The sequence below is a fragment of the Variovorax sp. RTB1 genome (assembly GCF_035018765.1).
GTDB lineage: Bacteria > Pseudomonadota > Gammaproteobacteria > Burkholderiales > Burkholderiaceae_C > Variovorax.
Genome location: NZ_JASJXG010000038.1, coordinates 24,020 through 49,951 on the forward strand (window position 1 = coordinate 24,020; position 25,932 = coordinate 49,951).

The 25,932-nt window shown below is 63.2% G+C and carries 27 protein-coding genes and 3 tRNA genes; 14 read left to right on the plus strand and 16 right to left on the minus strand.

Annotation, left to right across the window (positions count from 1 at the left end; all coding sequences use genetic code 11):
• The first annotated feature begins 10 nt into the window (after positions 1-10).
• From QN397_RS19900 to QN397_RS19925, 6 genes are all read left to right on the plus strand, one after another.
• Positions 11-1,708, plus strand: coding sequence for a flotillin family protein (locus QN397_RS19900; RefSeq protein ID WP_323498518.1), 1,698 nt, complete (start codon positions 11-13; stop codon positions 1,706-1,708).
• A 12-nt stretch (positions 1,709-1,720) separates the two neighbouring features.
• Complete coding sequence (locus QN397_RS19905; RefSeq protein ID WP_187050997.1) at positions 1,721-2,161, plus strand: SRPBCC family protein; 441 nt, start codon at positions 1,721-1,723, stop codon at positions 2,159-2,161.
• Positions 2,161-3,642 (plus strand): SRPBCC family protein, encoded by a 1,482-nt coding sequence (locus QN397_RS19910; protein WP_323498519.1) that lies wholly within the window; start codon positions 2,161-2,163, stop codon positions 3,640-3,642. The genes QN397_RS19905 and QN397_RS19910 overlap by 1 nt, the downstream gene beginning before the upstream one ends.
• 33 nt (positions 3,643-3,675) lie before the next feature.
• On the plus strand, positions 3,676-4,050 hold the full coding sequence (locus tag QN397_RS19915) for a VOC family protein (protein WP_323498520.1): 375 nt from the start codon (positions 3,676-3,678) through the stop codon (positions 4,048-4,050).
• A gap of 91 nt (positions 4,051-4,141) precedes the next feature.
• Positions 4,142-4,699 (plus strand): fasciclin domain-containing protein, encoded by a 558-nt coding sequence (locus QN397_RS19920; RefSeq protein ID WP_323498521.1) that lies wholly within the window; start codon positions 4,142-4,144, stop codon positions 4,697-4,699.
• Between the two features lie 78 nt (positions 4,700-4,777).
• Entirely contained in the window at positions 4,778-4,930 is a 153-nt protein-coding gene (locus QN397_RS19925) for a hypothetical protein (RefSeq protein WP_323501714.1), read from the plus strand.
• Positions 4,931-4,988: 58 nt separating this feature from the next.
• Here the strand turns inward: QN397_RS19925 and QN397_RS19930 are convergent, their stop codons facing one another.
• The 11 genes from QN397_RS19930 to folC form a co-directional block, all read right to left on the minus strand.
• A complete protein-coding gene (locus QN397_RS19930; protein WP_323498522.1) occupies positions 4,989-6,065 on the minus strand; it encodes a TAXI family TRAP transporter solute-binding subunit in 1,077 nt (358 codons plus the stop codon).
• A gap of 18 nt (positions 6,066-6,083) precedes the next feature.
• Positions 6,084-6,989 carry a hypothetical protein gene (locus QN397_RS19935; protein WP_323501715.1) on the minus strand — a complete coding sequence of 302 codons (906 nt, stop codon included), beginning with the start codon at positions 6,987-6,989 and terminating at the stop codon, positions 6,084-6,086.
• 89 nt (positions 6,990-7,078) lie between these two features.
• Positions 7,079-7,155: transfer RNA gene (locus tag QN397_RS19940), tRNA-Asp, on the minus strand.
• A gap of 71 nt (positions 7,156-7,226) precedes the next feature.
• Positions 7,227-7,302 (minus strand) — tRNA-Glu (locus tag QN397_RS19945).
• Positions 7,303-7,346: 44 nt separating this feature from the next.
• A tRNA-Ala gene (locus QN397_RS19950) sits at positions 7,347-7,422 on the minus strand.
• Positions 7,423-7,455: 33 nt separating this feature from the next.
• Positions 7,456-8,844 carry a glutamate--tRNA ligase gene (gene gltX, locus QN397_RS19955; RefSeq protein WP_323498525.1) on the minus strand — a complete coding sequence of 463 codons (1,389 nt, stop codon included), beginning with the start codon at positions 8,842-8,844 and terminating at the stop codon, positions 7,456-7,458.
• 8 nt (positions 8,845-8,852) lie between these two features.
• On the minus strand, positions 8,853-10,070 hold the full coding sequence (locus tag QN397_RS19960; protein ID WP_323498526.1) for an O-succinylhomoserine sulfhydrylase: 1,218 nt from the start codon (positions 10,068-10,070) through the stop codon (positions 8,853-8,855).
• Between the two features lie 35 nt (positions 10,071-10,105).
• The gene (gene purF / locus QN397_RS19965; RefSeq protein WP_323498527.1) at positions 10,106-11,608 is read right to left on the minus strand and encodes an amidophosphoribosyltransferase; all 1,503 of its coding nucleotides are present in this window, start codon (positions 11,606-11,608) and stop codon (positions 10,106-10,108) included.
• A gap of 13 nt (positions 11,609-11,621) precedes the next feature.
• On the minus strand, positions 11,622-12,107 hold the full coding sequence (locus QN397_RS19970) for a CvpA family protein (protein ID WP_187050988.1): 486 nt from the start codon (positions 12,105-12,107) through the stop codon (positions 11,622-11,624).
• 16 nt (positions 12,108-12,123) lie between these two features.
• Positions 12,124-13,080, minus strand: coding sequence for an SPOR domain-containing protein (locus QN397_RS19975; protein WP_323501716.1), 957 nt, complete (start codon positions 13,078-13,080; stop codon positions 12,124-12,126).
• Between the two features lie 65 nt (positions 13,081-13,145).
• Complete coding sequence (folC, locus tag QN397_RS19980) at positions 13,146-14,450, minus strand: bifunctional tetrahydrofolate synthase/dihydrofolate synthase (RefSeq protein ID WP_416352216.1); 1,305 nt, start codon at positions 14,448-14,450, stop codon at positions 13,146-13,148.
• Positions 14,451-14,499: 49 nt separating this feature from the next.
• Here folC and QN397_RS19985 point away from each other — a divergent pair, with 49 nt between their 5' ends.
• From QN397_RS19985 to QN397_RS20005, 5 genes are all read left to right on the plus strand, one after another.
• A complete protein-coding gene (locus QN397_RS19985; protein WP_323498541.1) occupies positions 14,500-14,868 on the plus strand; it encodes an ArsC family reductase in 369 nt (122 codons plus the stop codon).
• 119 nt (positions 14,869-14,987) lie between these two features.
• Complete coding sequence (locus QN397_RS19990) at positions 14,988-15,578, plus strand: hypothetical protein (protein WP_323498529.1); 591 nt, start codon at positions 14,988-14,990, stop codon at positions 15,576-15,578.
• Between the two features lie 246 nt (positions 15,579-15,824).
• Entirely contained in the window at positions 15,825-17,594 is a 1,770-nt protein-coding gene (locus QN397_RS19995; protein ID WP_323498530.1) for a DUF1800 domain-containing protein, read from the plus strand.
• 8 nt (positions 17,595-17,602) lie between these two features.
• Entirely contained in the window at positions 17,603-19,042 is a 1,440-nt protein-coding gene (locus QN397_RS20000; RefSeq protein WP_323498531.1) for a DUF1501 domain-containing protein, read from the plus strand.
• A gap of 58 nt (positions 19,043-19,100) precedes the next feature.
• Positions 19,101-19,421: a pyrimidine/purine nucleoside phosphorylase gene (locus tag QN397_RS20005; RefSeq protein WP_323498532.1), complete on the plus strand. Its 321-nt coding sequence runs from the start codon at positions 19,101-19,103 to the stop codon at positions 19,419-19,421.
• A gap of 33 nt (positions 19,422-19,454) precedes the next feature.
• Here the strand turns inward: QN397_RS20005 and QN397_RS20010 are convergent, their stop codons facing one another.
• Both QN397_RS20010 and murB read right to left on the minus strand, forming a co-directional pair.
• A complete protein-coding gene (locus tag QN397_RS20010) occupies positions 19,455-20,339 on the minus strand; it encodes a hypothetical protein (RefSeq protein WP_323498533.1) in 885 nt (294 codons plus the stop codon).
• A 2-nt stretch (positions 20,340-20,341) separates the two neighbouring features.
• Positions 20,342-21,394, minus strand: coding sequence for a UDP-N-acetylmuramate dehydrogenase (gene murB, locus QN397_RS20015; RefSeq protein WP_323498534.1), 1,053 nt, complete (start codon positions 21,392-21,394; stop codon positions 20,342-20,344).
• Positions 21,395-21,436: 42 nt separating this feature from the next.
• Between murB and QN397_RS20020 the strand changes: the two genes are divergently transcribed.
• A complete protein-coding gene (locus QN397_RS20020) occupies positions 21,437-21,922 on the plus strand; it encodes a YajQ family cyclic di-GMP-binding protein (protein ID WP_187054931.1) in 486 nt (161 codons plus the stop codon).
• A gap of 31 nt (positions 21,923-21,953) precedes the next feature.
• On the plus strand, positions 21,954-22,571 hold the full coding sequence (locus QN397_RS20025; RefSeq protein WP_416352217.1) for a retropepsin-like aspartic protease family protein: 618 nt from the start codon (positions 21,954-21,956) through the stop codon (positions 22,569-22,571).
• A gap of 32 nt (positions 22,572-22,603) precedes the next feature.
• Here the strand turns inward: QN397_RS20025 and QN397_RS20030 are convergent, their stop codons facing one another.
• The 3 genes from QN397_RS20030 to QN397_RS20040 all read right to left on the minus strand — a co-directional run bounded on the left by QN397_RS20030 (position 22,604) and on the right by QN397_RS20040 (position 24,791).
• A complete protein-coding gene (locus QN397_RS20030; RefSeq protein ID WP_187050981.1) occupies positions 22,604-22,957 on the minus strand; it encodes a RidA family protein in 354 nt (117 codons plus the stop codon).
• Between the two features lie 2 nt (positions 22,958-22,959).
• Complete coding sequence (gene plsY / locus QN397_RS20035) at positions 22,960-23,616, minus strand: glycerol-3-phosphate 1-O-acyltransferase PlsY (RefSeq protein WP_323498536.1); 657 nt, start codon at positions 23,614-23,616, stop codon at positions 22,960-22,962.
• Between the two features lie 101 nt (positions 23,617-23,717).
• Positions 23,718-24,791 carry an aldo/keto reductase gene (locus tag QN397_RS20040; protein ID WP_323498537.1) on the minus strand — a complete coding sequence of 358 codons (1,074 nt, stop codon included), beginning with the start codon at positions 24,789-24,791 and terminating at the stop codon, positions 23,718-23,720.
• Positions 24,792-24,889: 98 nt separating this feature from the next.
• On the opposite strand from QN397_RS20040, the gene QN397_RS20045 reads away from it, so the two are divergent.
• Positions 24,890-25,825 carry an alpha/beta hydrolase gene (locus QN397_RS20045; protein WP_323498538.1) on the plus strand — a complete coding sequence of 312 codons (936 nt, stop codon included), beginning with the start codon at positions 24,890-24,892 and terminating at the stop codon, positions 25,823-25,825.
• Positions 25,826-25,932 lie beyond the last annotated feature (107 nt).

The window sequence follows — 25,932 nt, forward strand, 5'->3', positions numbered from 1 at the left end:
GACGATGTCCATGTCAGGTTCTCAATTCGGTAGTTTCATCCTCGGGCTGATCGTTGTCGCGATCGTCGTCGCCATCGCGGTCTGGCTGCTTCACTGGCTCTATTTGCGCAGCTCGAAAGAGCGCGCCTTCGTGCGCACCGGCTTGGGCGGGCAAAAGGTGGTGCTCGACGGCGGCGCCTTCGTGCTGCCGATCGTGCACGACGTGATACCGGTCAACATGAACACGCTGCGCATCGAGGTGAGCCGTGGCCGCGACAAGGCACTCATCACCAAGGACCGCATGCGTGTCGATGTGATCGCCGAGTTCTACGTGCGGGTGGCTGCCAATGCCGATTCGGTGGCAGTGGCCGCGCAGACGCTGGGCCTGCGCACCATGGAGCCCGATCAGCTCAAGGAGCTGGTCGAGGGCAAGTTCGTCGATGCACTGCGCACCGCGGCGGCAGAGATGACCATGGAAGAGCTGCACGAAAAGCGCGGCGCTTACGTGAAGCGCGTGCGCGAAGCGGTGGCCGAAGATCTCACCAACAACGGCCTGGAGCTCGAAGCCGCTTCGCTCACGCAGCTCGACCAGACCGGCATGGAGTTCTTCAACCCGAGCAACGCTTTCGACGCCGAAGGTTTGACGCGGCTGACAGAGCAGATCGAGCACCGCAAGAAGCAGCGCAACGACGTCGAACAGGACACGTTGATCGCGATCCGCAACAAGAACCTCGAAGCCGAAAAACTGTCGCTCGAAATCGATCGCGAGAGCGAACACGCGCGGCTGTCACAGCAGCGCGAAGTCGAGATGGCGCGCTCGCGTCAGCGCTCCGAAGTGGCGGTCGAACGGGCACAGCGGGAGCAACATGCAGAGAGCGCACAGATCGCCGCCAAGCAGAGCATCGACGCGGCGCGTATCCGATCCGAACAGACGATCGAAGAAGGTCGCATCGGCAAGGAGCGTGCCATTCAGAGCGCCGAACTGGAGCGGCGCATGTCGCTGGAGCTGGCCGAACAACAGCGCTCGATCGCGGTCGCACGCGAGAGCAAGGCCCAAAGCGAGGCACAGGCAGAAGCCGAGCTGGCGCGGGCGCAAGCCGTGTCGGCAGAAGAGAAAGTGTTCACCGCGCGCGAGGTCGAGATGGCCGAGCGCAAGAAAGCCATCGAGCTGATCGCGGCTGCATTGATCTCGGAGCGAGATGCTTTGCGGCTCACGTCGGCGGCGCAAGCGGAGAGCGATGCCAGCGCCAACCGCGGCGCGTCGATCCGCGCGCAGGCCGAAGCGGATGCGGATGCCGACAAGATCCGCTCGATGGCGTTGCGCATCCGTGCCGAGATCGAAGCTGAAGCGGCGCGCCTGATGAATGAAGCGCACAACATGCTCACGCCCGAGGCGCGCATGTCTGCCCTGCGCATGCGACTCGTCGAAAAAGCGGAGGGGATCATCCGCGAATCGGTACGCCCGATGGAGCGCATCGAGGGCATCAAGATCCTGCAGGTCGACGGCTTCGGCGGATCGTCGAACGGTGGCGGGCGCGATGGTGATGGCGTCGGTCTGGCCGATGGCTTGGTCAACTCTGCGCTGCGCTTCCGGGCGCAGGCACCACTGGTCGACCAGTTGCTGCGCGAAATCGGCATCGAGGGCGGCGACATCCAGAAGCTGGTCGGCAATGTGAGCGGCTCGCATGCTGCGCTGCCGTCGAACGCATCCAAGGCCAAGCAGGACTAAGAGGAACAGCGCATGGTGAATGTCTACGTTTCCAGCGTGATCGATGCGAGCGCCGACAGTGTGTGGTCGCGCGTTCGTGATTTCAACGGCATGCCGCAGTGGCATCCGCTGATCGCGGACAGCCGGATCGAGAACGGCCAGCCGGCCGATCGTGTCGGCTGTATCCGGCACTTTCATTTGCGCGATGGCGGCGCGATCCGCGAGCGCTTGCTCGCCCTGTCCGACTATGACTACAGCTGCACCTACGAGATCCTCGAAAGCCCAATGGGCGTGACCGACTACACCGCCACGCTCAAGCTGACGCCGGTGACCGACGGCACGCGTTGCTTCGCCGAATGGAGCGCCGAATTCGACTGCGACGAAGACCGTGAGCGCGAGTTGACCGAGTCGATAGGCGGCGGTGTTTTTCAGGGCGGCTTCGATGCTTTGAAGCGCCACTTCGGTAGTCGCTGATGCTTCAGAAGGTCGTCCGCTCGACCATCATCGACGCGCCGATCGAGCGTGTGTGGGCCGTCCTGCGCGACTTCAACAGCCATGCCGAATGGCACGACGTGGTCGAGTCGAGTCGCATCGAAGGCGACGAGCGTGGTGACCAGGTCGGCTGCGTCAGGAGCTTCACGCTGAAAGACGGCAACCGAATCCGCGAGCAGTTGCTGACGTTGTCCGACAAGGATCACAAGAGCACTTACTGCATCGTCGAGGCGACCTTGCCGCTGCAGCGCTACGTGGCGACGCTCACCCTCAAGCCGGTGACCGACGGCCGCCGGACCTTCTGGCATTGGGAGTCGACCTTTGGCACGCCGCCTGGACGGGAACGCGAGTTGCGCGAAACGGTCGCGCAAGGCGTGTACGAGGCCGGCTTCGTCAATCTGCGGCGGTATCTTCAGCAGGGCGGTGACCTTCACCACGGCGGCGGCACGACGTCTTCGTTGCCTCGCGCGTTGCCCGTGTCGACGCGATGTGTCGGCCTTTCGCACTATGGTGCCGCCGACGTGCTGCAGCCGCACAGCGGTGAAGCAGCGGCACCGCGCGCCGGCGAAGTACGCATCCAGCAGCGCGCCATCGGCATCAACTTCATCGACGTGTATTTGCGGCGCGGCTGGATTCCCTCCATGCTGCCGGTGTCCGGAGAGTCGCCCGGTGTGCCCGGCATGGAAGCCGCCGGTGGCATGCTCGATGTCGGCGAGAACGTCCACGGATTTTTTCCAGGCGACCGCGTGGCCTACCTCGGTCCGGTGCCGGGCGCCTACTGCGACGTGCGCACGGTGCCGGCGGCATGGGTGGTGCGCTTGCCACCGGCCATCGAAGACGAGGTTGCTGCGGCATTGCTGCTCAAGGGCATCACCGCCGACTACCTGCTCCATGATTTGGGGCGAGTGCAGCGCGGCACGCGCATCCTGGTGCATGCGGCGGCCGGTGGCGTCGGACTGTTGCTGTGTTCATGGGCACGGCACCTTGGCGCGACCGTGGTGGGCACCGTGTCGAGCGAGGCCAAGGCGCGCATCGCGCGCGAACATGGTTGCGAGCACGTCATCGTCACGCGCGATTACCGCTTTGCCGATGCCGTGCAGCATGCGTGCGGCGGTGTCGATGTGTTGATCGACGGGCTCGGTGAAGCGGCACGCGACGAAAACCTCGCATCGCTCGCGCGCCGCGGGCACTGGATCAGCCTGGGTCAGGCCACCGGCGCATTGACGGCGCTGTCGTCCGACATGCTCGGCGCCAAGTCGCTCAGCTTCTCGCGGCCCGTGGTTTTCGACTACGTGTCGGCGCCGGGACAGCTCGCAGAACGTGCGCAGCGCGTGTGGAACGCGCTGGCCGAGGGCGCCATCAGGACGCCGGTGATCGAACGCTTCTCGCTCGATGCCGCGGCCCAGGCGCACGCGCGGCTCGAATCCCGGACCAGCATCGGCGCGCTGGTGCTCATTGCATAACGAACTGAAACGGAGACAAAGATGATCGTCGGAATGAACCATTTCACCGTGACCGCGGAAGACGAAGCGAAGACGCTGGACTTCTATTGCGGCCTGCTCGGTCTGCACGTCGGTCATCGGCCGGACCTCGGCTTTCCCGGGGCCTGGCTGTATGGCACCGGCACGCAGGCGGTACTGCACATGTACTTTGGCCGCCCGGTGCCGACGCAGCGCACAGGCGTGATCGACCACATGGCGTTCACGGCCGAAGGTCTCCGCGAGGTCAAGGCGCGCTTCGATCAGCGCGGCTGGAAATACGAACTGGGGCAACAGGTCGGCTCCGGCATCTGGCAGCTTTTTTGCCACGACCCGAGCGGGGCAAAGGTCGAACTGGACTTCGATGCAAAGGAATCTTTAGCGGCCTCCTGAGGCGCCGAACGAATCCAATGTGAGCGGAGGACCGTATCAAGCGCAGCCAACGCACATCTTTGCGACGGCCTACCCCGAGAGGATCCCTCCAATGAAACGCAATCTTCACCGCTTCGCCTCCATCACCCTCGCCGCAGCCATGGCCCTGGGTGCCGCTTCCGCCATAGCCCAAGTGACCGTGGGCGGCGCAAAGATGTACCCGACCAAGGACATCATCGACAACGCTGTCAATTCCAAGGACCACACGACGCTCGTCGCGGCCGTCAAGGCAGCCGGTCTGGTCGACACGCTCAAAGGCCCAGGCCCGTTCACCGTTTTCGCACCGACCAACAAAGCGTTTGCAGCCCTGCCCGCCGGAACTGTCGACACTTTGCTCAAGCCTGAAAACAAAGACAAGCTGACCACCATCCTGACCTACCACGTCGTGGCCGGGAACATGGATTCGAAGATGCTGATGAAGGCCATCAAGGACGGCAAGGGAATGGCGTCGCTGAAGACCGTGTCGGGCGGCACGCTGACGGCAAAATCGAGTGGCAAGAAAGTCATGATCACCGACGAAAACGGCGGCACGGCAAACGTGACGATCGCCGACGTGAAGCAATCCAACGGCGTCATTCACGTCGTCGACAAAGTTCTTTTGCCGAAGTAACGACTCGCCAGCCGTCAAAATGTGGGGATTCGCTCCGGTTTCCACATAGGCCCACTGACCCGGGCTACGCACGGCCCTATGCATCCGCTCGTTCCCCTCGCCATCCTGACCGTATTGATCGGTGTACCCGCATTTCTTATGACTCCCCGAGAGAAGCGGGGAGTCTTCGCGCTGCATCTCGCGATGGTGACCGGCCTGACCGCTTATGTGGTTCTGGGGGACAGCCTGTAGCTGTCAGCTGTCGTGCAGCAGCGCGTTCAGCAGCCGAGTCCGCCGGTAATAACCAGAGTCAGCGCCTGCAGATGCCCAACACCAGCTCCTGCTCGGTGCAGTTTCTCGGACTTGGCAGCGCTGTTCCTCCAGCGGCAGAGAAACTGACAGCACTCCGCTTCGCGATGCAGGCGCGCATGCGTTTTTCTGTCGGCGCGTAGTAGCGCCATCCCTGGCTCAGTGGTGGGAGCTCCAGCCGCACCTGCTTCCACTTGGGATGTCCATTTGCCTGAAGCTTGTCGAAGTTGGCACAGAGCGACTCGGCAAAACGATTCAAGTTGATAACTGTCGACTGCAGTCCGTAGTCGTAGGTGACGAGGTAGGCTTTTACGGTCAATGTAGGCACGTCGTTCTTGAGCCACGCCGAATAACTGGCGGCACGTATCACCGCAGGAAAGTAAGCTTTCTTGGCGCGGGCCGACTCGGGTTCCGTATCGTCGAGCTTCAGGAGCTTGATGTAGTTGCGGGCCTCGGCCCTCATCTCGGTGAACAGCTTGGCTGGCTGACCCGCGACGATGATCGCAACGTCGATCGACTTGTCGACAGTGAGCTTGGCAAGTGCTTCTTCATTGCTGAGGTACTGCGTATTGGCAGGCGGCAGCGGCTCCCCGAACATCAGCTGATACAGCGTTCTCGACGTGAGGGCGGTGCCGCTTCCCAAGGGCCCGACGGCGATCTTCTTGTTCTTGATTTCGTGAATGCTGTTGAGCGGAGAATCGGCGCGCGCGACGAAATAGATCTCCTCGTCATAGAGCGGCATGATGAGGCGCAGAGGCTTGATGATGTCCCCGGCGTCGGCGTTGCCGGCCTTGGCTTCGTCCAGAAACGCCTGGTACACGTCCGACTGCACAAGCGCCAGCTTGACTCCCTGCTCGAATCGCATTCGCTGAATGTTTTCTGCCGAGCCTTTCGACTCGAGAACTTCCAGCGTAATGTCGGCGGGTTCCGCGACCAGCGTGGCCAAGTCGCGACCGATCTGAATGTAGGTGCCTGTTTTCGTCGCGGTGACGATCTTGTACTCAGCGCGAGGCGCCGCGGTCGCGCACAGAACGACAGAGATCCACAACAGGCCTGCTACCAGCAATCTGATGGGCATGTGGCTCCCTCCAAGCGGCTATTCTTTTGGGCACAGTGCCAATGCGGCGAGCGCCACACTGCACTCTTTCTGCGAGGCTCGAAGCGGGCCAGTGGCTTGCTCGAGGGGGTCGCTAGTCGGTGCGTCCGGCGTCTCAGGGGCACCTGGCGCTGAGTCATCCGATACAGACGCGTTGGACGCGATGCGAGAGGTGGCATCCAGCAGTTCGCTGCGCTGGGTAGACCGCTCCTGAATGCGCAGATCGAGGGCGTCTCTGAGAGATTGGACGGTGGGGTCGTCCGGATGACTGGATTCGATCGCCTCGAGAAGCTGGACGGCACTCCTCAGATCCCCGCGATTCAAGGCTGTCTGCACTCGCTCGGTGCCGACCTTGAAATCACTCCGGGTGTCGAAATAGCCTTGCCTCGCGCCCAAGAAAGCGACCGCCATCACTACCAGCGCCAAGGCGATTCCAGCCTTCAGGTTTTTAGGCGATAGACGCGCCATCCAGTCCGTCCTACCCCCAACGCCCAACACTTCTGTCTGCCAGTAGTCGCTGGGCTGGGCCAGTGAGATCCCGGTGTCTCCTTTTGCGTTGGGCGCCTTGCCCGCCGGGCCGGAAATTGGAATGACCTCCGCCGCGCTCGGGTGGACGGTGTCCGCGAATTCGAGTCCGATGGAGTCTTTCTCTTTACTGGAGGCGGATCTATGACGTGCAGACTCGGTTGCCGCTGCAGCATCTGTTTCTGCATCTCCATCGACCGGCGAGAACTGATCTTCCAGGCAGAACGGGCAAAACCGGTTCCACTCCTGCAACAGCCCGGCACATCGTTTACAGGGCACTGAGAACGATGGGTCCAACTCACGGGGGTTCGCAATGGTTCGATAACGGTCCATGCTGGCGGTGAAGGGTTTTGTGTATTTTGGACCTACTTTGCTGCGCAACCAAGGGGGTCGAATACAACTCGGACGGTGTGCAGACGAAAAAAAGCCACCCGAAGGTGGCTTTTTTCATTGGGCAAATCCCAAAATACTGGCGGAGCGGACGGGACTCGAACCCGCGACCCCCGGCGTGACAGGCCGGTATTCTAACCAACTGAACTACCACTCCTGGTAGACAACGTTCACTCTGTGAAGAGCCAAGTGCTGACGACTTGCTTGCCTCATCGACCGAAGCCGATTTGGCGACCCTACGGGGATTCGAACCCCGGTAGCCACCGTGAAAGGGTGGTGTCCTAGGCCTCTAGACGATAGGGTCAAAACCTTGGACTAATCCGATAACTTCCGATTCGACAACCTTGATGGTGGAGGTAAACGGGATCGAACCGATGACCTCTTGCATGCCATGCAAGCGCTCTCCCAGCTGAGCTATACCCCCTCGGGTGTCGAGCCTCGAATTATAGCTTGAAACTCAAGCCGCTCTCAACCTTGCGACAGCGGTTTCGCGAGTGAACAACGCAAGCACCGCATCGAGCGATGGTGTCTGAGCTGTTCCCATCGTTAAAACACGCACCGGCATGGCGAGCGCGGGCATCTTGATGCCATGTGAAACGAGCACTTCCTTGATGGCGGCGCCGATCGAAGGCTTGTCCCACGTCGCGTCAGAAAGCTTGTCGGCCAGCGCGAGGACGACCGGGCGGATCCCCTCGGTGACATGCTGCACGCGATCGGCCTCGCCGGGTGTCACATCTGCATAAAACGCCGCAGCCCAGTGGGCCAACACGACCGTGGTGTCGCAGCGGTCCTTGAACAGCGCGCAAATCGCAGGCAGCCGCTCGTCGGCCACGATGCCGCGCTTTTGCAACTGCACCGCAACCAGCGGCGCGAGCGCATCGTCGGGCTTCGCCTTGATGTACTGCGCATTGACCCAGGCCAGCTTGGCCGCGTCCCACTGCGCCGGGCTTTTGGACAGATGCGAGCCATCGAACCAGCTCACCATCTGCTCGCGCGTGAACAGCTCTTCGTCACCGTGGCTCCAGCCCAGCCTGGCCAGATAGTTGAGCATCGCCTCGGGCAGGTAGCCGTTCTCTTCGTACGCCGTCACACTCACTGCGCCGCGCCGCTTCGACAGCTTCTGCCCATCGTCGCCGAGGATCACCGGCACGTGGCCGAATCGCGGCAGCGGCGCGCCGAGCGCGTTGAAGATGTTGATCTGCCACGGCGTGTTGTTGATGTGCTCGTCGCCGCGAAACACGTGGCTGATCGCCATGTCCCAATCGTCGACCACCACTGCGAAGTTGTATGTCGGCACACCATCGGGCCGCAGGATGATCAGGTCGTCGATCTCGCGGTTGTTGATGGTGATCTCGCCCTTGACGAGGTCGTCCCATGTCACGTCGCCGCGCGTCGGATTGCAGAAGCGCACCACGGGCGGCACGCCTTCCGGCACCGGTGGCAGCACCTTGCCCGCCGCGGGGCGCCAGCGACCGTCGTACAGAGTTTTCTCACCGCGCGCACGTTGCGCTTCACGCACTTCTTCCAACTCGGCCGGGGTGCAATAGCAGAGGTACGCGGTGCCGGCCGCGAGCATCTGTGCAATGACTTCCTGGTAGCGCGCCAACCGCTGCATCTGATAGATCGGGCCTTCGTCGTAGTCCAGACCGAGCCAGTGCATCGAGGCGAGGATCTGGTCGGTCGAATCCTGCGTGGAACGTGCGACGTCGGTGTCTTCGATGCGCAGCACGAACTCACCGCCGTGATGCCGCGCGTAGGCCCACGAATACAGCGCGGTGCGCGCGGTGCCGAGGTGCAGAAAACCCGTCGGGGAAGGAGCGATGCGGGTGCGAACTTTGCCGGTCATGAAAGCGATCAGGTACTGAGTGTGTCGAACCCGCGCAGCAGGTCGGTCTTGATGTCGTCGATATGGTCGAGGCCGACCGCGAGCCGGATCAAGCCCTGCCCGATGCCGGCCGCCTGGCGCTGCGCTTCGGTCAGGCGACCATGCGAAGTCGTGCCGGGGTGCGTGATGATCGTCTTCGTATCGCCGAGGTTGGTCGCGATGCTGACGACGCGCGTGCTGTTGATGACGTGGAATGCATTGGCACGCGCCGTTTCCGGGTCGCCGCCGCGCACGTCGAACGACAGCACCGCACCGCCCTGCCCCGACTGCTGGCGCATCGCCAACTCGTGCTGCGGATGCGACTTCAAGCCCGGGTAGTAGACGCGCGAAACAGCCGGCTGCGTTTCGAGCCATTCGGCTACAGCCAAAGCATTCGCGCACTGCGCCTGCATGCGGATGCCGAGCGTCTCCAGGCCCTTCAAAACGACCCACGCATTGAACGGCGCAAGCGCCATGCCTGCGGTACGCACCACCGGCCCAAACACATCGACGATCAACCGCGAAGGCCCGCAAATCGCGCCCGCCATGACGCGGCCCTGGCCGTCGAGGTACTTGGTGCCCGAGTGAATCACCAGATCGGCACCCAACTCGGTCGGCCGCTGCAACGCTGGCGAACAAAAGCAGTTGTCGACCGCGAGCAACGCGCCCACGCTGTGCGCAAGGTCTGCGAGCGCGCGGATGTCGCAAACGTCGGTCAGCGGATTGGTCGGCGTCTCGGCGAACAGCAGCTTGGTGGTGGGGCGCAACGCGTCACGCCATTCGGTCACATCGGTCTGCGAAACGAAGCTGGTTTCGACGCCGAACTTTGCGAACTCCTTGGCGAACAGATTGAGCGTAGAACCGAACATCGAACGCGAGCAGATCACGTGATCGCCCATCTTCAGCAGACCCATGCACATCATGAGAATCGCACCCATGCCGGTCGATGCGCCGATGGCCGCTTCGGTGCCTTCCAGCGCTGCGAGCCGCTGCTCGAAGCTGGTGACCGTCGGGTTCGACGTTCGCCCGTAGGTGAAGCCTTCTTCGGTGCCGGCGAACCGGCGCATCGATGTTTCTGCATCGGGCTGCACGAAGCCGCTGGTCAAAAACAAAGCTTCTGAGTTTTCGCCGTGCTGGCTGCGCGGCAACGCGGTGCGCACGGCCAGCGTGTCGCGGTGCAGTCCGGGTGGCAAGGATCGATCGGTCACGGATTCTTTCGCTTCTTCGCAGGTTATTCGGAGCACTATTCAGAGAAATTCGGTAGCGCGAGCCGCGAGGAGTCTTCTTCCGTCTCCTCCATGCGCGGTCGGCTGCCGTTCATGCGGTTGATCGACTCAGTGTCGATGTCGCCGGTGACGTACACGCCGTCGAAACACGAGGCATCGAAGCCGTCGAGCTTGGGATTGAGTGAACCGATGGCTCGCTTCATGGCATCCACGTCCTGATAGATCAACGCATCGCAACCGATGAGTTCGCGGATCTCTTCGATGGTGCGGTCGTGTGCCACCAACTCGTCTTTGGTCGGCATGTCGATGCCGTAGACGTTGGGGTAGCGCACCGGCGGTGCCGCGCTTGCCAAGTAGACCTTGCGGGCACCGGCGTCGCGCGCCATCTGCACGATCTCTCGACTGGTCGTGCCGCGCACGATCGAATCGTCAACCAGCAGCACATTGCGCCCTTTGAATTCGCTGGCGATCACGTTGAGCTTTTGCCGGACCGACTTCTTGCGAATGCCCTGCCCCGGCATGATGAAAGTGCGACCGACGTAGCGGTTCTTGACGAAGCCTTCGCGGTACGGGATGCCGAGCAGATGCGCCAGCTGCGTGGCGCTCGGCCGGCTCGATTCCGGGATCGGGATGATCACGTCGATCTGGCTCGGCGGCACCGTCGACACCACGCGCTTGGCCAGTGCTTCGCCCAGGTTCAGGCGCGCCTGGTAGACCGAAATGCCATCGAGTGTCGAATCGGGCCGCGCCAGGTAGACGAACTCGAAAATACATGGCTTGAGGGTCGCCGTCTCGGCGCACTGGCGCGAATGCACCTGGCCTTGCAGATCGATGAACACCGCCTCGCCCGGTGCGATGTCGCGCTCGAACTTGAAGCCCGAACCTTCGAGCGCGACCGACTCGCTCGCCACCATGATCACGCCATCGGCGTTGCGTCCCATGCACAACGGGCGGATGCCGTACGGGTCGCGGAACGCCAGCAGGCCGTGTCCGGAGATCATCGACACCACGGCATACGAGCCGCGTAGGCGTTTTTGCATGCTGGTGACGGAAGCGAAGACTTCTTCGGAGTGCAATGGCACGCCGCGCGTCGCGCGCTCGAGTTCGTGCGCGAGCACGTTGAGCAGAACTTCAGAGTCGCTCTCGGTGTTGGTGTGGCGGTGATCGGTCGAAAACAGTTCGGCCCGCAGCGCATGCGCGTTGGTCAGATTCCCGTTGTGCACGAGCACGATGCCGAAGGGCGCGTTCACGTAGAACGGCTGAGCTTCTTCTTCGCTGTAGGCATTGCCGGCGGTCGGGTAACGCACCTGGCCCAAGCCGATGTTGCCGGGCAGTGCCCGCATGTTGCGCGTGCGAAACACGTCTTTCACCATGCCCTTGGCCTTGTGCATGAAGAACTTGCGCTCCAGCAAGGTCACGATGCCGGCTGCGTCCTGACCGCGATGCTGCAATAGCAGCAAGGCGTCGTAGAGCAGTTGATTCACAGGAGCGTTGCTGACAACGCCGACGATTCCGCACATGGGGACAATCCTCTCAAGGAAGGTAACTGGCCAACTTTTCCGGCAAAACGGGCTTCACGCCCTGCAAGGCCGTATCAAGAACAATGGCGCCGCGCGACTCCTTCCACAAGGCTCCGCCGCTCAACGCCAACAAATGAACCACCACCGCGACCACCATCAACGCGACGGCGCCGCGCACCAGACCGAAAGCGGCGCCGAGTGTGCGGTCGACCGGTCGCAACCCCACCGCGGTGATCATCCGGCGCGTCAATGAAGCCACCAGCCCCACAGCGAAAGCGACCGCAATGAACACCAGCACGAAGGCGACCGGGTAGCGCCACACGGCACCGGCCTCACCGATCGGTAACCAGTCCGCCACCGGCCCGGCAAACCACTGCGCGCACAAGAAGGCGGCAATCCAGCCCGCCAGCGAAATCACCTCGAACACCAGCCCGCGCATCAAGCCGAGCAACACCGACACCACGAGCACTGCAATACCGATCCAGTCGAGCAAGGCCACTGCAGCACGTAGGCGATTACAGCGTGAGCACCGAAGCCGCCAACGACAGGCTCTTGACGCGGCTCGCTGCGCGATCGGCTTCGGCCCGCGTGGCGAACGGGCCGATGCGCACGCGCGTGCGCTCACCGTCTGCCGTCTTGGCCACATGGGTGTAGGTTTTGAGACCGGCGCTTTCGAGTTTCTGCCGAACTTCGCGTGCCTTGGACGCATCTGCAAAGGCGCCGACCTGGACCACGAAACGGCCCGCCTCGTCGGAAGCCGCGGGCTGCTTGGCGGTTGAAGTCGCAGAGGCGGTGGCCGTCGTGGCGGCGGCGCTGCTGGCCACCTTGCCTTCGAGCAAGGCGCGGGCGCGGGCGCCGTCTTCGCTGGAGGCCGCCTTCACTTCCGTCGGCTTGGGTTTTGGCTCCGCTTTGGCCTCTGACTTCGGTTCAGGTTTCGGCTTGGCTTCAGCTTTCACTTCAGGCTTGGGCTTGACTTCCGGCTTGTGCTCGGGCTTTGGTTCTGGCTTCAGCTCGGGCTTGGCTTCGGCCTTCACCTCGGGCTTGGGATCAGGCTTGGGGACTGGCACAGTCGTCACCGGTTTGCTCGCCGAAATCTCGCTGCCATCGGCGGCCTCGGTGATCATGGCGCTCGATGGCGATGCGGCAGCGATGCGTGTGCTGGCGCTTCCTTTGCCGCCGTCCCCGTCCGGCGCAGCGGACGTAGGCGCCGGAGTGGTCGGCACGGTCAGCGGTTTGACCTTGTTGCGATCGGGAATTTCAATGGGAATATCGACCGAAACCGGCCGCGGTTGCGTGTCGAATAGCAGCGGAAAACCGATGACACCGACCAGCACCAGCACCGCGGCGCCGAGCAAACGATGCCGGGCCCGGCGGCGCATGGCTTCGACGCTCTCGGCCGGCGGTGACGCGACGCTGGCGCTGCGCCCTTCGTTGCCTTGAGAACCGCGGTTGCGGAACTTGAAAAACGCCATGAAAGTCGGTCCCTGATGTGTGCAGCGAAAGAAAAGAAAAATGCGCCGCGGACTGCACTGTCGGCTTAGGCCGATCGGGCGCTTGACAACAGGTGTTTGGCTTGCAGACGAGGTGTTCCGTTCACCAGCACGCCGCCCACTGTGAAGAACGATCCGAAGACCACGATTCTATCAGCGGGGTCTGCGCGATCGATGGCTGCCTGGAGCGCTTCGAGCGGCGCCGCATGCACCGTGGCCGCGACGTCGGTACGGGTGTTTTGCGCTTGCCAGAGTGCCATCATGTCGGCTGCTTTGGCGGCGCGAGGTGTCGGTAGGTCCGTGAAGTACCAGCGGTCGATCAGCGGCCCGATGCGCGCGAACATCGCTGCCAGGTCTTTGTCCACCATTACGCCGAAAACGGCATGCGTGGTCGGAAAGAAACCCATCGCGTCGAGGTTCTCGGCCAGCGCCGCGACGGCATGCGGGTTGTGCGCCACATCGAGTACAAGCGAGGGCTGGCCCGGCACGATCTGGAAGCGGCCCGGCAAGTCGACCATCGCGAGGCCGGTTCGCACGGCCTGCGCCGTGATCGGCAACAAGGGCCGCACCGCTTCGAGTGCGGCGAGAGCGCCTGCCGCATTGATCAACTGGTTGGCGCCGCGCAGGGCCGGGTATGCCATGCCGCTGTAGCGGCGGCCGCGACCCGACCAGCCCCACTGTTGAGGATCGCCAGAGACATTGAAGTCGCGGCCGAACAACCAAAGGTCGGCGCCGATCGCTTCGGCGTGATCGATCACGCTCTGCGGCGGCATCGGATCGCTCACGACGGCCGGTTTTCCGGTGCGAAGGATGCCGGCCTTTTCGAAACCGATGCTCTCCCGATCGGAACCCAGGAAATCCATGTGATCGAGATCGATGCTGGTGATGACCGAACAGTCGGCGTCGATGATATTGACCGCATCGAGACGACCGCCGAGCCCGACCTCGAGGATGACGATGTCCGGCTTTTCAGCTGCGGCACATCGCATCAGCGCCAGCGTGGTGAGCTCAAAGTATGTGAGGCTGATTTCTTCCCGCGCCGTTTCGACTGCAGCGAAGTGCGGCAACAATTTGGCGGCTTCGACCTGCTCGCCCCCCAGCCGCAATCGCTCCTCGAAATGCACGAGATGCGGTGACGTGTAAACCGCGGTGCGATAGCCGGCGTGCGTCAGGATCGACTCGAGCATGGCGCAGGTCGAGCCCTTGCCATTGGTGCCGGCGACGGTGATGACGGGGCAATCGAACTTCAGACCCATCCGCGCGGCGACGCGGCGCACGCGGTCCAGGCCGAGATCGATGTTCTTTGCGTGCAGGCGCTCGGCGTGTGCGAGCCAATCGGCGAGGGTTTCCATGGGACTCGGGATTGTCGCCGACGCGCCGGAGCGGCATCATTCATCGCAAATGATCACCCTCTTCGGCATCCCCAATTGCGACACCGTCAAACGCGCCAGAGCCTGGCTGGCCGACAAAGGCCTTGCCTACCGCCTTCACGATTTCAAGAAGGACGGCGTGCCCGAAGTGTTGCTGGACCAGTGGCTCGACGATCCAGGATGGGAGACGCTGGTCAACCGTCGCGGCACCACCTGGCGACGGCTGGACGACGCGGCTCGCGCTTTGGTAGTCGATGCGGCGTCGGCCAAGGCGGTACTGCTTGCGAATCCCAGCCTGATCAAGCGGCCGGTAGTCGCATGGGAAGGCACGAACGGCAGTACCACCTTTGGGTTCGACGCTGGGCAATGGCAGCAAGAAGCATCGCAACTGCCCAAGTAGATTCAATAACGCCAGGTAAAGGCAAACGTGGCCGACCGGCAGGCACTGAACCTGACGCCGACAATCGCATCCAACAAGTTCAACGCGGGGAAGGCCCTCGCCATCAGGAGTAAAAAAAAATGGTTATCTCGACTCGCAACATCGCAGTTCTTACCCTGTTGGCGGCGCTCGGCTCGGGCGCACCGCTTGTGCATGCGCAGCCGGCATCGCACATCGAGCAGGCGCGTGTGGTTTCCAGCACCCAACTCGCAGACGGCGGCTACAACGTCACGTACGAGTACGCTGGCCGCCGCTACACGACGCGTTCCGACATGGCGCCCGGCCGCACGATGCCGATTCAGATCAGCGCGATGGGGGTCACGACCAGCCCGGTGCTGTCATCGCAAATCGAACCGGTGGAAAGCGGTCAGCGCGCAAGTGATCCTGCCGCCTGGCAGAACGTGACGCCGGAGCCAGGCGTCGTTGTGTCCGGCAGTGGCGGCGCTCCCGTGTATCAGACGGCCTACCCGGCGCCGGTTTACGTTCAACCCGGATATGCCGCTGCTTATCCTGCCCCGGTGTACGTACAGCCCGGCTACGCATACCCACAGCCGTACTACGCATACCCACAGCCGTACTACGCATCACCGATCGGCCTTTCGCTCAACCTCGGCTATTCACGAGGCTGGGGCGGCGGCGGCGGGGGATGGCATCGCGGCGGTTGGCGTTGAGGTTTCAGGTGGTAACGTCTCTCGCGCTTGCTGTAGGACGCACACTAAGAAAGGTGTAGGAAAAAACACTGCGCGTTACACAGTTTTGGCTTAGAAATGCATAACGGTTCTTAAAATCCGTTTGTTTTTCACCAAAAAGTTGACGAATACATGAGAGAACTTCAATGCCTCGAGGCGCCGTTCGAGGCAAAGAGTGGGCCCAGTCAGTCAATTCATCAGGGGACCGTTACGCCGGCTCCTCCGGCTTTGCCCATCGATGAAATCAAGGACTTTGCCGCGATTGCGGCAGTTCCTGCGGGCGCTGCTGCGTTGTTGACGGCTTGCGGCGGCGGGGGTGGAGGCGGCGGCGGCAGCTTTGCCGGTCTGGCCGCCCCCAGCACGACAACGAAAACCGCGGATGCCGCCCAACCCACCATGGGTGTCGCGATTCCCGACTCGCCGATCGTCGCAGGTGCGGCGACCACCACGTACACCACACCCGCAAATAACAAAGATGCGGCGCGTTTCCTCTCGCAGGCTTCGCCGGGCGCCACCAAGGCGCAGATCACCGCGATGCAGGCGATGAGCTATTCGGCCTGGATCGATGCACAGTTCGCCCTGCCCCGCAGCCAGACGCACGTCGACTGGCTGTCGGGCCAGGGATACGGGTCGGCCACCTACCTCGGACAAGTCAACGGCCTCGACAACACGGTGTGGCGCAAGTTCATTTCGAGCCCAGACCTGCTGCGCCAGCGCATGGTGATGGCCCTCACTGAAATCTTCGTCGTGTCGATCGACGGGTTCAACGCTTACTACCCTCAGTTTTCGGTCGGCTACTTCCTGGACGTGCTGGAGAGCAATGCCTTCGGTAACTATCGCAACCTGCTGCTGGAAGTGAGCCGCACCACGGCCATGGGCACGTACCTGACGTTTGTCGGCAATCAGCTGGCGAACCCGACCACCGGCAGCCAGCCAGACGAGAACTACGCGCGTGAAATCATGCAGCTGTTCACCATCGGGTTGTACAAGCTGAACAACGATGGTTCGCAGGTGCTGGTCAACGACGCACCGGTCGAAACCTACACGCAAGCCGACGTCAGCGGACTGGCTCGAGTGTTTACTGGCTGGTACGACGACACCAGCGGCGGCCAGCAAACGCCGTCTGCCTACACCCGGCCAATGGTTCAGCTGAGCGCGCTTTACGAAGAAGGTGCCAAGACATTCCTCGGCACGACCATCCCGGCCGGCCCCAAGACCCAGGCCGGCGCCATCGACAGCCTTACCCGTGCGATCGACACGCTTTTCAATCACCCGAACATGCCGCCGTTCGTGTGTCGCCAGCTCATTCAGCGTCTGGTCACGAGCAACCCGAGCCCGGCCTATGTGAACCGCGTCGCCAATGCCTTCATCAACAACGGCAGCGGCGTTCGCGGCGACATGAAGGCGGTGATTCGTCAGATCCTCCTGGACGACGAGGCACGCAATCCGTTCATCAGTACGACGATCGCGTTCGGTAAGCTGCGCGAGCCGGTCGTGCGATTCCTGAATTGGGCGCGCGGCTGGGCCGCAACTTCGGCGAGCGGAGCGTGGAACATCGGCGACCTGTCGAGCGCGGCCGACGGCCTCGGCCAGAGCCCGATGCATTCGCCATCCGTCTTCAACTTTTTCAGGCCAGGCTACGTGCCGACCAACAGCGACCTCGGCAAATACAACCTCAACGGGCCGGAGTTTCAAATCACCAACGAGTCGACGGTGTCGGGCTACGTCAACTTCATGCAGAGCGCGGTGTCGGGTCAGATCCTCACTGACCTCAAACCCAACTACGGCACGCTGACCGCCATTGCCGCCAATTCAGGGGCGTTGCTCGACGAAATCAACCTGGTGCTGGCGGGCGGCGAGCTGTCTGCTGCCACGCTGGCCACGCTCAAGGCTGCCGTCGACACGATATCGGCCGACAACGACACCGGCAAGCTGAACCGCGTCTATGCCGCCCTCACGCTCGTGCTGGCCTCCCCCGAATACATCGTCCAGAAATAACGCGCCGCATGACAGATTCTTCTTTTCGCTCCGGCCGGCCTCCTTCGTCGGCTCACTTCCCGGGCGTCCAGCCCGACAACGCATCGCGCCGTGAATTTTTGCGTCGCACCGGCGCGCTGTCGATCGCGGCGTCGGCCACGCCATGGGCGCTCAGCCTGGCTGCCATGGGCGAGGCGGCAGCCGCCACGGCCGGCGACTACAAGGCACTCGTCTGCATTTTTCTGTATGGCGGCAACGACTACGCCAACACACTGGTCGCCTATGACCAGCCCACTTACAACATGTACAACAGTCTGCGCAGCAACATCGCGATCGGTCGCGACCTGCTGGCGTCGACCGTACTCGCACCTGCCATCGCCTTGCCAAACGGCCGCCAGTACGCACTGGCGCCGACGCTCGCACCGCTGCTGCCGATCTTCAACACTGGTGCACTGTCGATCGCGCTCAACGTAGGCACGCTGGTGCAGCCGACGACCAAGGCGCAGTACAACGCGCGCTCGGTTCCGCTGCCACCCAAGCTCTTCTCGCACAACGATCAATCCTCGTACTGGCAGGCCTCGGCGCCCGAGGGTGCATCGTCGGGTTGGGGCGGGCGCATGGGCGACCTGCTGGCCGGCGGCAACGGCAACGCGACCTTCACCTGCGTGTCGGTGGCTGGCAACGCGGTCTACCTGTCGGGCAGCCAGGTGTCGCAATACCAAGTGGCTTCGAGCGGACCGGTCTCGGTCGCTGGCATCAAGTCGGCGATGTTCGGATCAGCCGCTTGCTCGACCGCGCTCAACGGTTTGATGATGAACACGCGTACCCAGTTGCTGGAGAACAGCTACGCCGCGGTGTCGCGTCGCGCGCTCACCGCGAACGACCAGCTCAGCAGCGCACTCGCCGGTGCCGATGTCGCGACGACTTTTCCGACAGGCAACTCGCTGGCCGATCAGTTGAAGCTCGTCGCCAAAATGATTTCCGTCAGCAGCACGCTCGATGCCAAGCGGCAGGTGTTCTTCGTCTCGATGGGGGGCTTTGACAACCACGATGGCCTGGGCGGTGCCGGTGGCACGCACGCCTTGCTGCTCGCGGGTGTGGCCAACGCCATGTCGGCCTTCTACCAGGCGACAAAAGACCTGGGTGTCTCGCAGCAAGTCACGACGTTCACCGCGTCGGACTTCGGCCGCACGCTCAACAGCAACTCGAGCGGCTCCGACCACGGCTGGGGCGGCGTGCAGTTCGTCATGGGCGATGCCGTCAAGGGCAAGTCGTTTATCGGCGCCGCGCCCACGCTGGCCAACGACGGGCCCGACGACGTGGGGCAAGGTCGGCTGGTGCCGACCACCGGCGTCGACCAGTTCGGAGCCACGCTGGCCAACTGGTTCGGCGTGTCGCCAAGCGACCAGATTTCCGTGCTGCCCAACCTGAAGAACTACAGCACGCGCAACCTCGGCTTCATGGGGTGATGTGAATCGTCAGGCGCTGCGGCAACTAAAATCGCGGCCCCTGAAAAGCGAGTTCGCAATGACCACTGAAACCTTCGCAGACGTGAGCGTCACCACCAAGGCCAACGTCTACTTCGACGGCAAATGCGTGAGCCACGGCTTCACCCAGGCCGACGGCACCAAGAAGTCGATCGGCGTAATCCTGCCGTCGACCCTCACCTTCAGTACCGGCGCGCCGGAGATCATGGAGGGGGTGAGCGGCACTTGCGAATACCAGCTGGCCGGCACGACCGAGTGGAAGAAATCGGGCGCCGGCGAAAAATTCAGCGTGCCCGGCAATGCGTCGTTCCAGATCCGCGTGACCGGCGAGCCGTACAGCTACATCTGCCACTTCGGCTGAGCCACCGGCGGAGGGCTTGAAGGCTGCGACGGGTCAGTCGCCGCCGCCTCCACCGCACCCGCCGCCGCAGCCCGATCCGCTGTCTCCGGACGAGCCTCCGTCGCTCGACGAGCTGCCATCGCCGCTGCCACTGCTCGTCGACTCGCTGCCGCCGAAGCCACCGGCATCACCCGAGCCGCTGTCTGAGCTGCTGAAGTCGCTACCGCATTGAGTGGTCGAACCGTCGTGGCGTGCCGTCGCCTTGCAGTCGGGCACGTAGGTGAAGCCGCCAGCCACTCCGTACTTGGCGTCGAGCGCGAAGAGCAGCGGTAACCGGCTCGGCTTGCGCGGGTCGATGCTCTCTTCCTTGCAGGCCCAGTACCAGCTGCGGCGCAGCCCGTCGTTGCGGCGCGCGTCGCGACCCAGCACTTCGGACGGACTGTGATGCAGCATGACGCCGAACGCTGCCTCGCACCAGCGCTGGTAGCCCTGCGTGTGCAGGATGAACTCGTGCCACGCCGCATCGACCAGCTTCGATGGCATCGCGACAAACTTTTTGTCGCTGCGCAAATGCGCCATGAAGAACTGACGCAGGCCGCGCAGCACCAGCTCGGCATCTCTTTGGCCCATCGATGGATAAGCCTGGATGAGCTTGCCGACCAGGAACCGCGGCAGCTCCGCTTCACGCACGAACTGGCGGCGCAAGCTGGTTTCCCGCGCCTTGAGCGCCTGTGCCAGCAGCAGGCACAACATGACCACGGCGATGAGCGTGCCGAATTGACGACTCAGCACAAAAAGCGACAGCACCGCGATCACCCACAGGCCGCGGCGCGCCCACATCAAGCCAGTGATGCGGTGCCGAAAATTCGGGTGCAGCAGGTCGACGACCGCCTTGGCAACGAGCGTCGATGCACCGCGCCCTGGTCGCTCGGCACGCATGCTCAGACCACGACCGGCTCGGGCTCCAGCCGGATACCGAAACGCTCGTACACGCTGGTCTGTATGGCCTTGGCCAACGTCATCACCTCACCGCCCGTCACCGGGTCGGCATTGCCGCCGCGGTTCACCAGCACCAGCGCCTGGCGCTCGTACACGCCAGCGTTGCCAACCGATTTGCCTTTCCAGCCGCAGGCGTCGATGAGCCAGCCGGCCGCCAGCTTGATGCTGCCGTCGTCCATCGGGTAGTGCACGATCTTGGGATCGCGCGCGATGATGTCGGCGCACTGCTCGGGTGTGACTGTCGGGTTCTTGAAGAAGCTGCCGGCATTGCCGAGCACCCGCCAGTCGGGCAACTTGGCACGGCGGATTGCGACGATCCAGTCGAAGATTTGCATGGCGGTCGGCTCGATGTTGGCTGCCTCGGCCATCTTCTTTTCAAGATCGACGTAGCCGAGCACCGGCTTCCACGGCCGTGGCAAGCGAAAGCGCACGCGGGTGATCAGTGCACGGCCCGCCAACCCGAAGTCGTTGGGGCTGGCCGGCACGTGCTTGAATACCGAATCGCGATAGCCGAAAGCGCACTGCGCGGCATCGAGCGTAAAGGTGCGGCCGGTGTCGATGTCGATCGCATCGAGCGATTCGAAGCGGTCTTGCAGCTCGACGCCATAGGCGCCGATGTTCTGCACCGGCGCGCCGCCGACCGTGCCGGGAATGAGCGCCAGGTTCTCCAACCCCGGAAAGCCGTTTTCCACGGTCCAGCGAACCACCTCGTGCCAGTTTTCGCCAGCGCCCGCCTCGACGATCCATGCGCGCGGCGTTTCTTCGACCAGCCGCAAACCCTTGATCTCGACCTTCAGCACCAGCTGCTTGACGTCGCCGGTGAGCACGATGTTGCTGCCGCCACCGAGCACGAAGCGCGGCGCATCGCGCCACTCGGCATCGTCGCGCAGTGCCTGCACATCCGCCTCGCCGGTGATGCGCGCCAGATGCTGCGCGCGCGCGACGATGCCAAAGCTGTTGTAAGGCTGCAGGGGGACGTTGGACTCCACGATCATGGGAGAATTGTCGCACTCAGTCCCCCAGAATCAGGAACGTCCATGCCGTCTTTCGACACCGTCTGCGAACCCAACTTGCCCGAGGTCAAAAACGCCGTCGAGAACACCGCCAAAGAAATCGGCACCCGCTTCGACTTCAAGGGCACGGCCGCTGCGGTCGAGCTCAAGGACAAGGAGATCACCATGATCGGCGACGCTGAATTCCAGCTCGTGCAGGTCGAAGACATCCTTCGCGCCAAGCTCACCAAGCGCAGCGTCGACGTGCGCTTTCTCGACAAGGGCGACGTGCAGAAGATCGGCGGCGACAAGGTCAAGCAGGTCATCAAGGTCAAGAGCGGCATCGAGAGCGAGCAGGCCAAGAAGATCACGCGCCTGTTGAAAGACAGCAAGATGAAAGTCACCTCCGCCATTCAGGGCGATGCGGTGCGCGTGACCGGCGCCAAGCGCGACGATCTGCAGGCGGCCATGGCACTCATCAAGAAGGACGTGCCCGACATGCCGCTGTCGTTCAACAACTTCAGGGATTGACGTGTTTGGCCTGCGGCTCGCAGCGGCGTTGATGCTCGCGAGTGCTTCCGTGCTCGCGCAGGCCGAAACCTCGGTGATGCTCACCGGCACCATAGGCAGCCGGGCCATCCTGATCGTCAACGGAGGCGCACCCAAGACTGTTGCCGTCGGCGAGACCTTCCAGGGCGTGAAGCTGGTCGCGCTGCAGGCCGAACAGGCCACAGTCGAGTCAGGCGGCAAGCGCATTGCCTTGCGGATGGACACGCCCGCAAGCATCGGTGGCGGCGGCCCGAGCGGCGGTGGCAACCGCATCGTGCTGCCGGCCGACAGCCGCGGCCACTTCATGACGCAGGGCACCATCAACGGTCGCACGGTCAACTTCATGCTGGACACCGGCGCCACCACGGTTGCGATGTCGGCCGCCGATGCCACGCGCATCGGGCTCGACTACAGCAAGGGCACGCCAGTGCGCGTCAGCACGGCCAACGGTGTGACGGCGGGCTACCGGCTGCGACTCAATTCCGTGCGAGTCGGGGATGTCGAGGTGTACGACGTCGACGCCATCGTGTCGGAGCAGTCGATGCCATTCATCCTGCTCGGCAACAGCTTCATCAACCGCTTCTCGATGCGGCGCGACGCCGATCAGATGGTGCTGGAGAAACGCTTCTGAAGCGATGCTGAAGCGCCTGCGAAGGCGCGAGCTCAGAGCTGCGCGGCGGTGACGACTATCTCGATCTTGTAGGCCGCATTCGCCATCTTGGCCTGCACCGTGGCGCGCGGCGGCGTGTGGCCTGCCGGAATCCATGCGTCCCAGATCTCGTTCATCACCGTGATGTCTGCAATGTCATTCAAGAAAATTTGGGCCATCAGGATGCGCGACTTGTCGCTGCCCGCTTCCGCAAGCAGTCGCTCAACCATGCCGAGCACTTCAGCGGTCTGACCACGCATGTCCAGCGTGGTGTCGTCCGGCACCTGGCCCGCGAGGTACACGGTGCCGTTGTGCACGGCGGTTTCGGACAAGCGTGGGCCGACGTGGAAGCGGGTGATTTCGGGCATGGTCAAACTTTCTTTTTGGAGCCGAGCTTCGACTCGGTGCCGGCAGCGAGCCGACGGATATTTTCACGATGCCGCCAGAACAGCAACAAGCTCATGAGGATGAGCGCGACCAGTACGGTGCGATGCACGGGCCAGGCGATGTTGCCGCCGATCAGGTAGTAGGACGGTGCAAAGAACGCAGCCGCCAGCGAGGCCAGCGACGAGTACCGAAAAAACAGCGCGATGATGACCCAGGTCGCGCACGTCGCGAGCCCCAACAAAGGCGCGATGCCGACGATCACACCGATCGCTGTGGCAACACCCTTGCCGCCCTTGAACGAGAAGAACACCGGATACAAATGGCCGAGAAACGCTGCGAGCCCGGCCACCGCGGCGATGCCTTCGACGCCCGGACCCACGCCCCATTCCGCGCCGAAGTGCCGGATCAAAAAAACCGGTAACCAGCCCTTCGCTGCGTCCAGCAGCAAGGTCACCAGCGCCGCCGTTTTGTTACCCGAGCGCAGCACATTGGTGGCGCCCGGATTGCCGCTGCCGTAACTGCGCGGGTCCGCCATGCCAAAGGCCTTGCTCACGATCACCGCGAACGACAGCGAGCCGATCAGGTAGGCCGCGACGATGGCAATGATGGCGGCGGCAGGGAATGGCAGATATGAACTCAACGCAGGCTCCGGCCTCGACAAAAAAGGTCGCTCATTCTGCCAGCGCGCATTGCACCGGCTCGGCGTCGATCAAGCAGGCGTCTCGCTGCCGTGCTCCTTTTTCACATCGCCGGGTCGCGAATATCCCAGCGAATCTTGTCGATCTCGGCCAGTACCTCGGGCGACAACGTTGTGCCCCACGCATTCAGGTCTTCTTCGAGTTGCGCCACCGTCGTCACGCCGATGATGGTGCTGGCAACCTGCCATTTGGTGTAGCAGAAGGCGAGCGCCAGCTGCGTCGGCGTCATGCCGTTGTCGCGCGCGAGGCGGTTGTAGGCACGCGAGGCGCGCAATGCATCGGGGCGGCCCCAGCGTTGCTTGCGTACCGACTCGTAGCCCGAGATGCGCCCCTTGGGGGCATCGGGGCCTTCGGTGCCGCTCTCGTCGTACTTGCCGGTCAACAGGCCGAAAGCCAGCGGCGAATAGGCCAGCAACGACACGTCTAGCCGATGCATGGTTTCGTCCAGCCCGTTCTCCAGTGCGCGGCTGATCAGGCTGTACACGTTCTGCACCGTCGCGATGCGCGGCAGCGAATGCTGCTCGGCGAGACGAACAAATTCGTGCACGCCGTACGGCGTCTCGTTCGACAAGCCGATGTAGCGGACCTTGCCCTCCTTCACCAGACCGCCAAGCGCTTCGAGCTGCTCGTGAATCGAAGTCTGCGTACGCTCCTTGGTCGGGTCGAAATAGATCTGTCCGAACAACGGCGTGTTGCGCTCGGGCCAGTGGATTTGATAGAGATCGATCACGTCGGTCTGCATGCGCTTCAGGCTGGCATTGCACGACGCCACGATGTCGGTCGCCGTCATGCCGGTGCCTTCACGCACCCAAGGCATGCCGCGCGACGGGCCGGCCACCTTGGTCGCCAGCGTCAGCTTTTGCCGCGCGCCCGGGTTGGCAGCAAACCAGCGACCGATGATGCTTTCGGTCACGCTGTAGGTCTCTTGCCGCGTCGGCACCGAATACATTTCAGCGGTATCGATGAAATCGATGCCGCGCTCGAGCGAACGGCTCAGCACGGCATGCGAAGTGGGCTCGTCGACCTGCTCGCCGAAGGTCATGGTGCCGAGGCAGATCGGCGTGACGCGCAGATCGCTCTGGCCCAGCCTGACTTTTTCGAATGGGATGTTTTTCATGGCCGGAATGCTACCGCCGCCAGCGCTGTCGCGTGCAGGCCCGCGCTGGGGCTCGTGTGCGACAGCGCAGCGCCCGGTGCCTGCATATCATCGAGGTCATGTACCAAGCCCTCCGCGTCTCCCGCAGCGAATTCGTGCCCGTGCGAAACCTCGATTACCACGTGCGGCTCTGGGGCCAGCCATCGGCCACGCGGCCTCCGCTGGTGCTGCTGCACGGCTGGATGGACGTCGGCGCTTCATGGCAGTTCGTGGTCGATGCGCTGGCCGAGGAGCGCTTCGTTATCGCACCCGACTGGCGCGGCTTCGGCCTGACCGAAGGTGGCGGCGTCGACAACTACTGGATGCCAGATTACCTGGCCGATCTGGACTGGCTGCTCGACCACTACGTGGGTCAGGCAGGGGCCCCGGAGAGCGTGGCGGTCGACCTGGTCGGGCACAGCATGGGCGGCAACGTCGCGATGCACTACGCCGGCGTGCGGCCGCAGCGCATTCGCCGGCTCGTCAACCTCGAGGGCTTCGGCATGCCCGGCCTGGCGCCAAGCGAAGCGCCGCAGCGCTATGGCAAATGGATCGACGAACTCAAGCGCCTGCACCGCGGCGAAATGGCGCTGGCCGCCTACCCGGCCGCCGACGGCGTGGCGCGCCGCCTGATGAAGACCAACCCGAAGTTGACTCAGGACAAAGCGGACTGGCTGGCGAGTCACTGGGCCGGCACCAGCCTCAACGCCGATGGCAACGAGCGCTGGGAAATCCTGGGCGATGCAGCGCACAAGATCATCAACGCGCACATCTTTCGGGTCGACGAGGTGCTCGCCTTGTACGCCTGCATCACCGCACCGCTGCTGGCGGTCGAGGCGGCCGACGACAGCCTGAGCAAATGGTGGAAGGGCCGCTACTCATTGGATGAGTACCACGCGCGCTTGAAGTCGGTCAAAGACGCACGGGTTGCGCGCATCGAGGATGCCGGTCACATGCTGCATCACGATCGGCCGGAACGCGTGGCCGAGTTGATCCAGGATTTTCTTGCAGGCTGACAGCCGCCTGGGCCAGTCCGCGCGCACCCCTCGTACCGCGTGAGCGCAGCCGCGAACGCGCGGCTTTTTCCGACAGCGCCAGACGCCCTGGTCGGGCAGACTCCTAC

Excerpts from the sequence above, each read along its gene's own strand:
- gltX (WP_323498525.1), bottom strand. The coding sequence starts at position 8,844 with ATGACCGGCAAAGTTCGCACCCGCATCGCTCCTTCCCCGACGGGTTTT.
- QN397_RS19985 (WP_323498541.1), top strand. The coding sequence starts at position 14,500 with ATGATCACCCTCTTCGGCATCCCCAATTGCGACACCGTCAAACGCGCC.
- QN397_RS20020 (WP_187054931.1), top strand. The coding sequence starts at position 21,437 with ATGCCGTCTTTCGACACCGTCTGCGAACCCAACTTGCCCGAGGTCAAA.
- QN397_RS19990 (WP_323498529.1), top strand. The coding sequence starts at position 14,988 with ATGGTTATCTCGACTCGCAACATCGCAGTTCTTACCCTGTTGGCGGCG.
- QN397_RS20030 (WP_187050981.1), bottom strand. The coding sequence starts at position 22,957 with ATGCCCGAAATCACCCGCTTCCACGTCGGCCCACGCTTGTCCGAAACC.
- QN397_RS20025 (WP_416352217.1), top strand. The coding sequence starts at position 21,954 with ATGCTCGCGAGTGCTTCCGTGCTCGCGCAGGCCGAAACCTCGGTGATG.
- QN397_RS20010 (WP_323498533.1), bottom strand. The coding sequence starts at position 20,339 with ATGCGTGCCGAGCGACCAGGGCGCGGTGCATCGACGCTCGTTGCCAAG.
- QN397_RS20005 (WP_323498532.1), top strand. The coding sequence starts at position 19,101 with ATGACCACTGAAACCTTCGCAGACGTGAGCGTCACCACCAAGGCCAAC.
- folC (WP_416352216.1), bottom strand. The coding sequence starts at position 14,450 with ATGGAAACCCTCGCCGATTGGCTCGCACACGCCGAGCGCCTGCACGCA.
- QN397_RS19915 (WP_323498520.1), top strand. The coding sequence starts at position 3,676 with ATGAACCATTTCACCGTGACCGCGGAAGACGAAGCGAAGACGCTGGAC.
- QN397_RS19900 (WP_323498518.1), top strand. The coding sequence starts at position 11 with ATGTCAGGTTCTCAATTCGGTAGTTTCATCCTCGGGCTGATCGTTGTC.
- QN397_RS19920 (WP_323498521.1), top strand. The coding sequence starts at position 4,142 with ATGAAACGCAATCTTCACCGCTTCGCCTCCATCACCCTCGCCGCAGCC.
- QN397_RS19910 (WP_323498519.1), top strand. The coding sequence starts at position 2,161 with ATGCTTCAGAAGGTCGTCCGCTCGACCATCATCGACGCGCCGATCGAG.
- purF (WP_323498527.1), bottom strand. The coding sequence starts at position 11,608 with ATGTGCGGAATCGTCGGCGTTGTCAGCAACGCTCCTGTGAATCAACTG.
- QN397_RS19925 (WP_323501714.1), top strand. The coding sequence starts at position 4,778 with ATGCATCCGCTCGTTCCCCTCGCCATCCTGACCGTATTGATCGGTGTA.
- QN397_RS19930 (WP_323498522.1), bottom strand. The coding sequence starts at position 6,065 with ATGCCCATCAGATTGCTGGTAGCAGGCCTGTTGTGGATCTCTGTCGTT.
- QN397_RS20040 (WP_323498537.1), bottom strand. The coding sequence starts at position 24,791 with ATGAAAAACATCCCATTCGAAAAAGTCAGGCTGGGCCAGAGCGATCTG.
- QN397_RS20000 (WP_323498531.1), top strand. The coding sequence starts at position 17,603 with ATGACAGATTCTTCTTTTCGCTCCGGCCGGCCTCCTTCGTCGGCTCAC.
- QN397_RS19975 (WP_323501716.1), bottom strand. The coding sequence starts at position 13,080 with ATGGCGTTTTTCAAGTTCCGCAACCGCGGTTCTCAAGGCAACGAAGGG.
- QN397_RS20045 (WP_323498538.1), top strand. The coding sequence starts at position 24,890 with ATGTACCAAGCCCTCCGCGTCTCCCGCAGCGAATTCGTGCCCGTGCGA.
- QN397_RS19905 (WP_187050997.1), top strand. The coding sequence starts at position 1,721 with ATGGTGAATGTCTACGTTTCCAGCGTGATCGATGCGAGCGCCGACAGT.
- murB (WP_323498534.1), bottom strand. The coding sequence starts at position 21,394 with ATGATCGTGGAGTCCAACGTCCCCCTGCAGCCTTACAACAGCTTTGGC.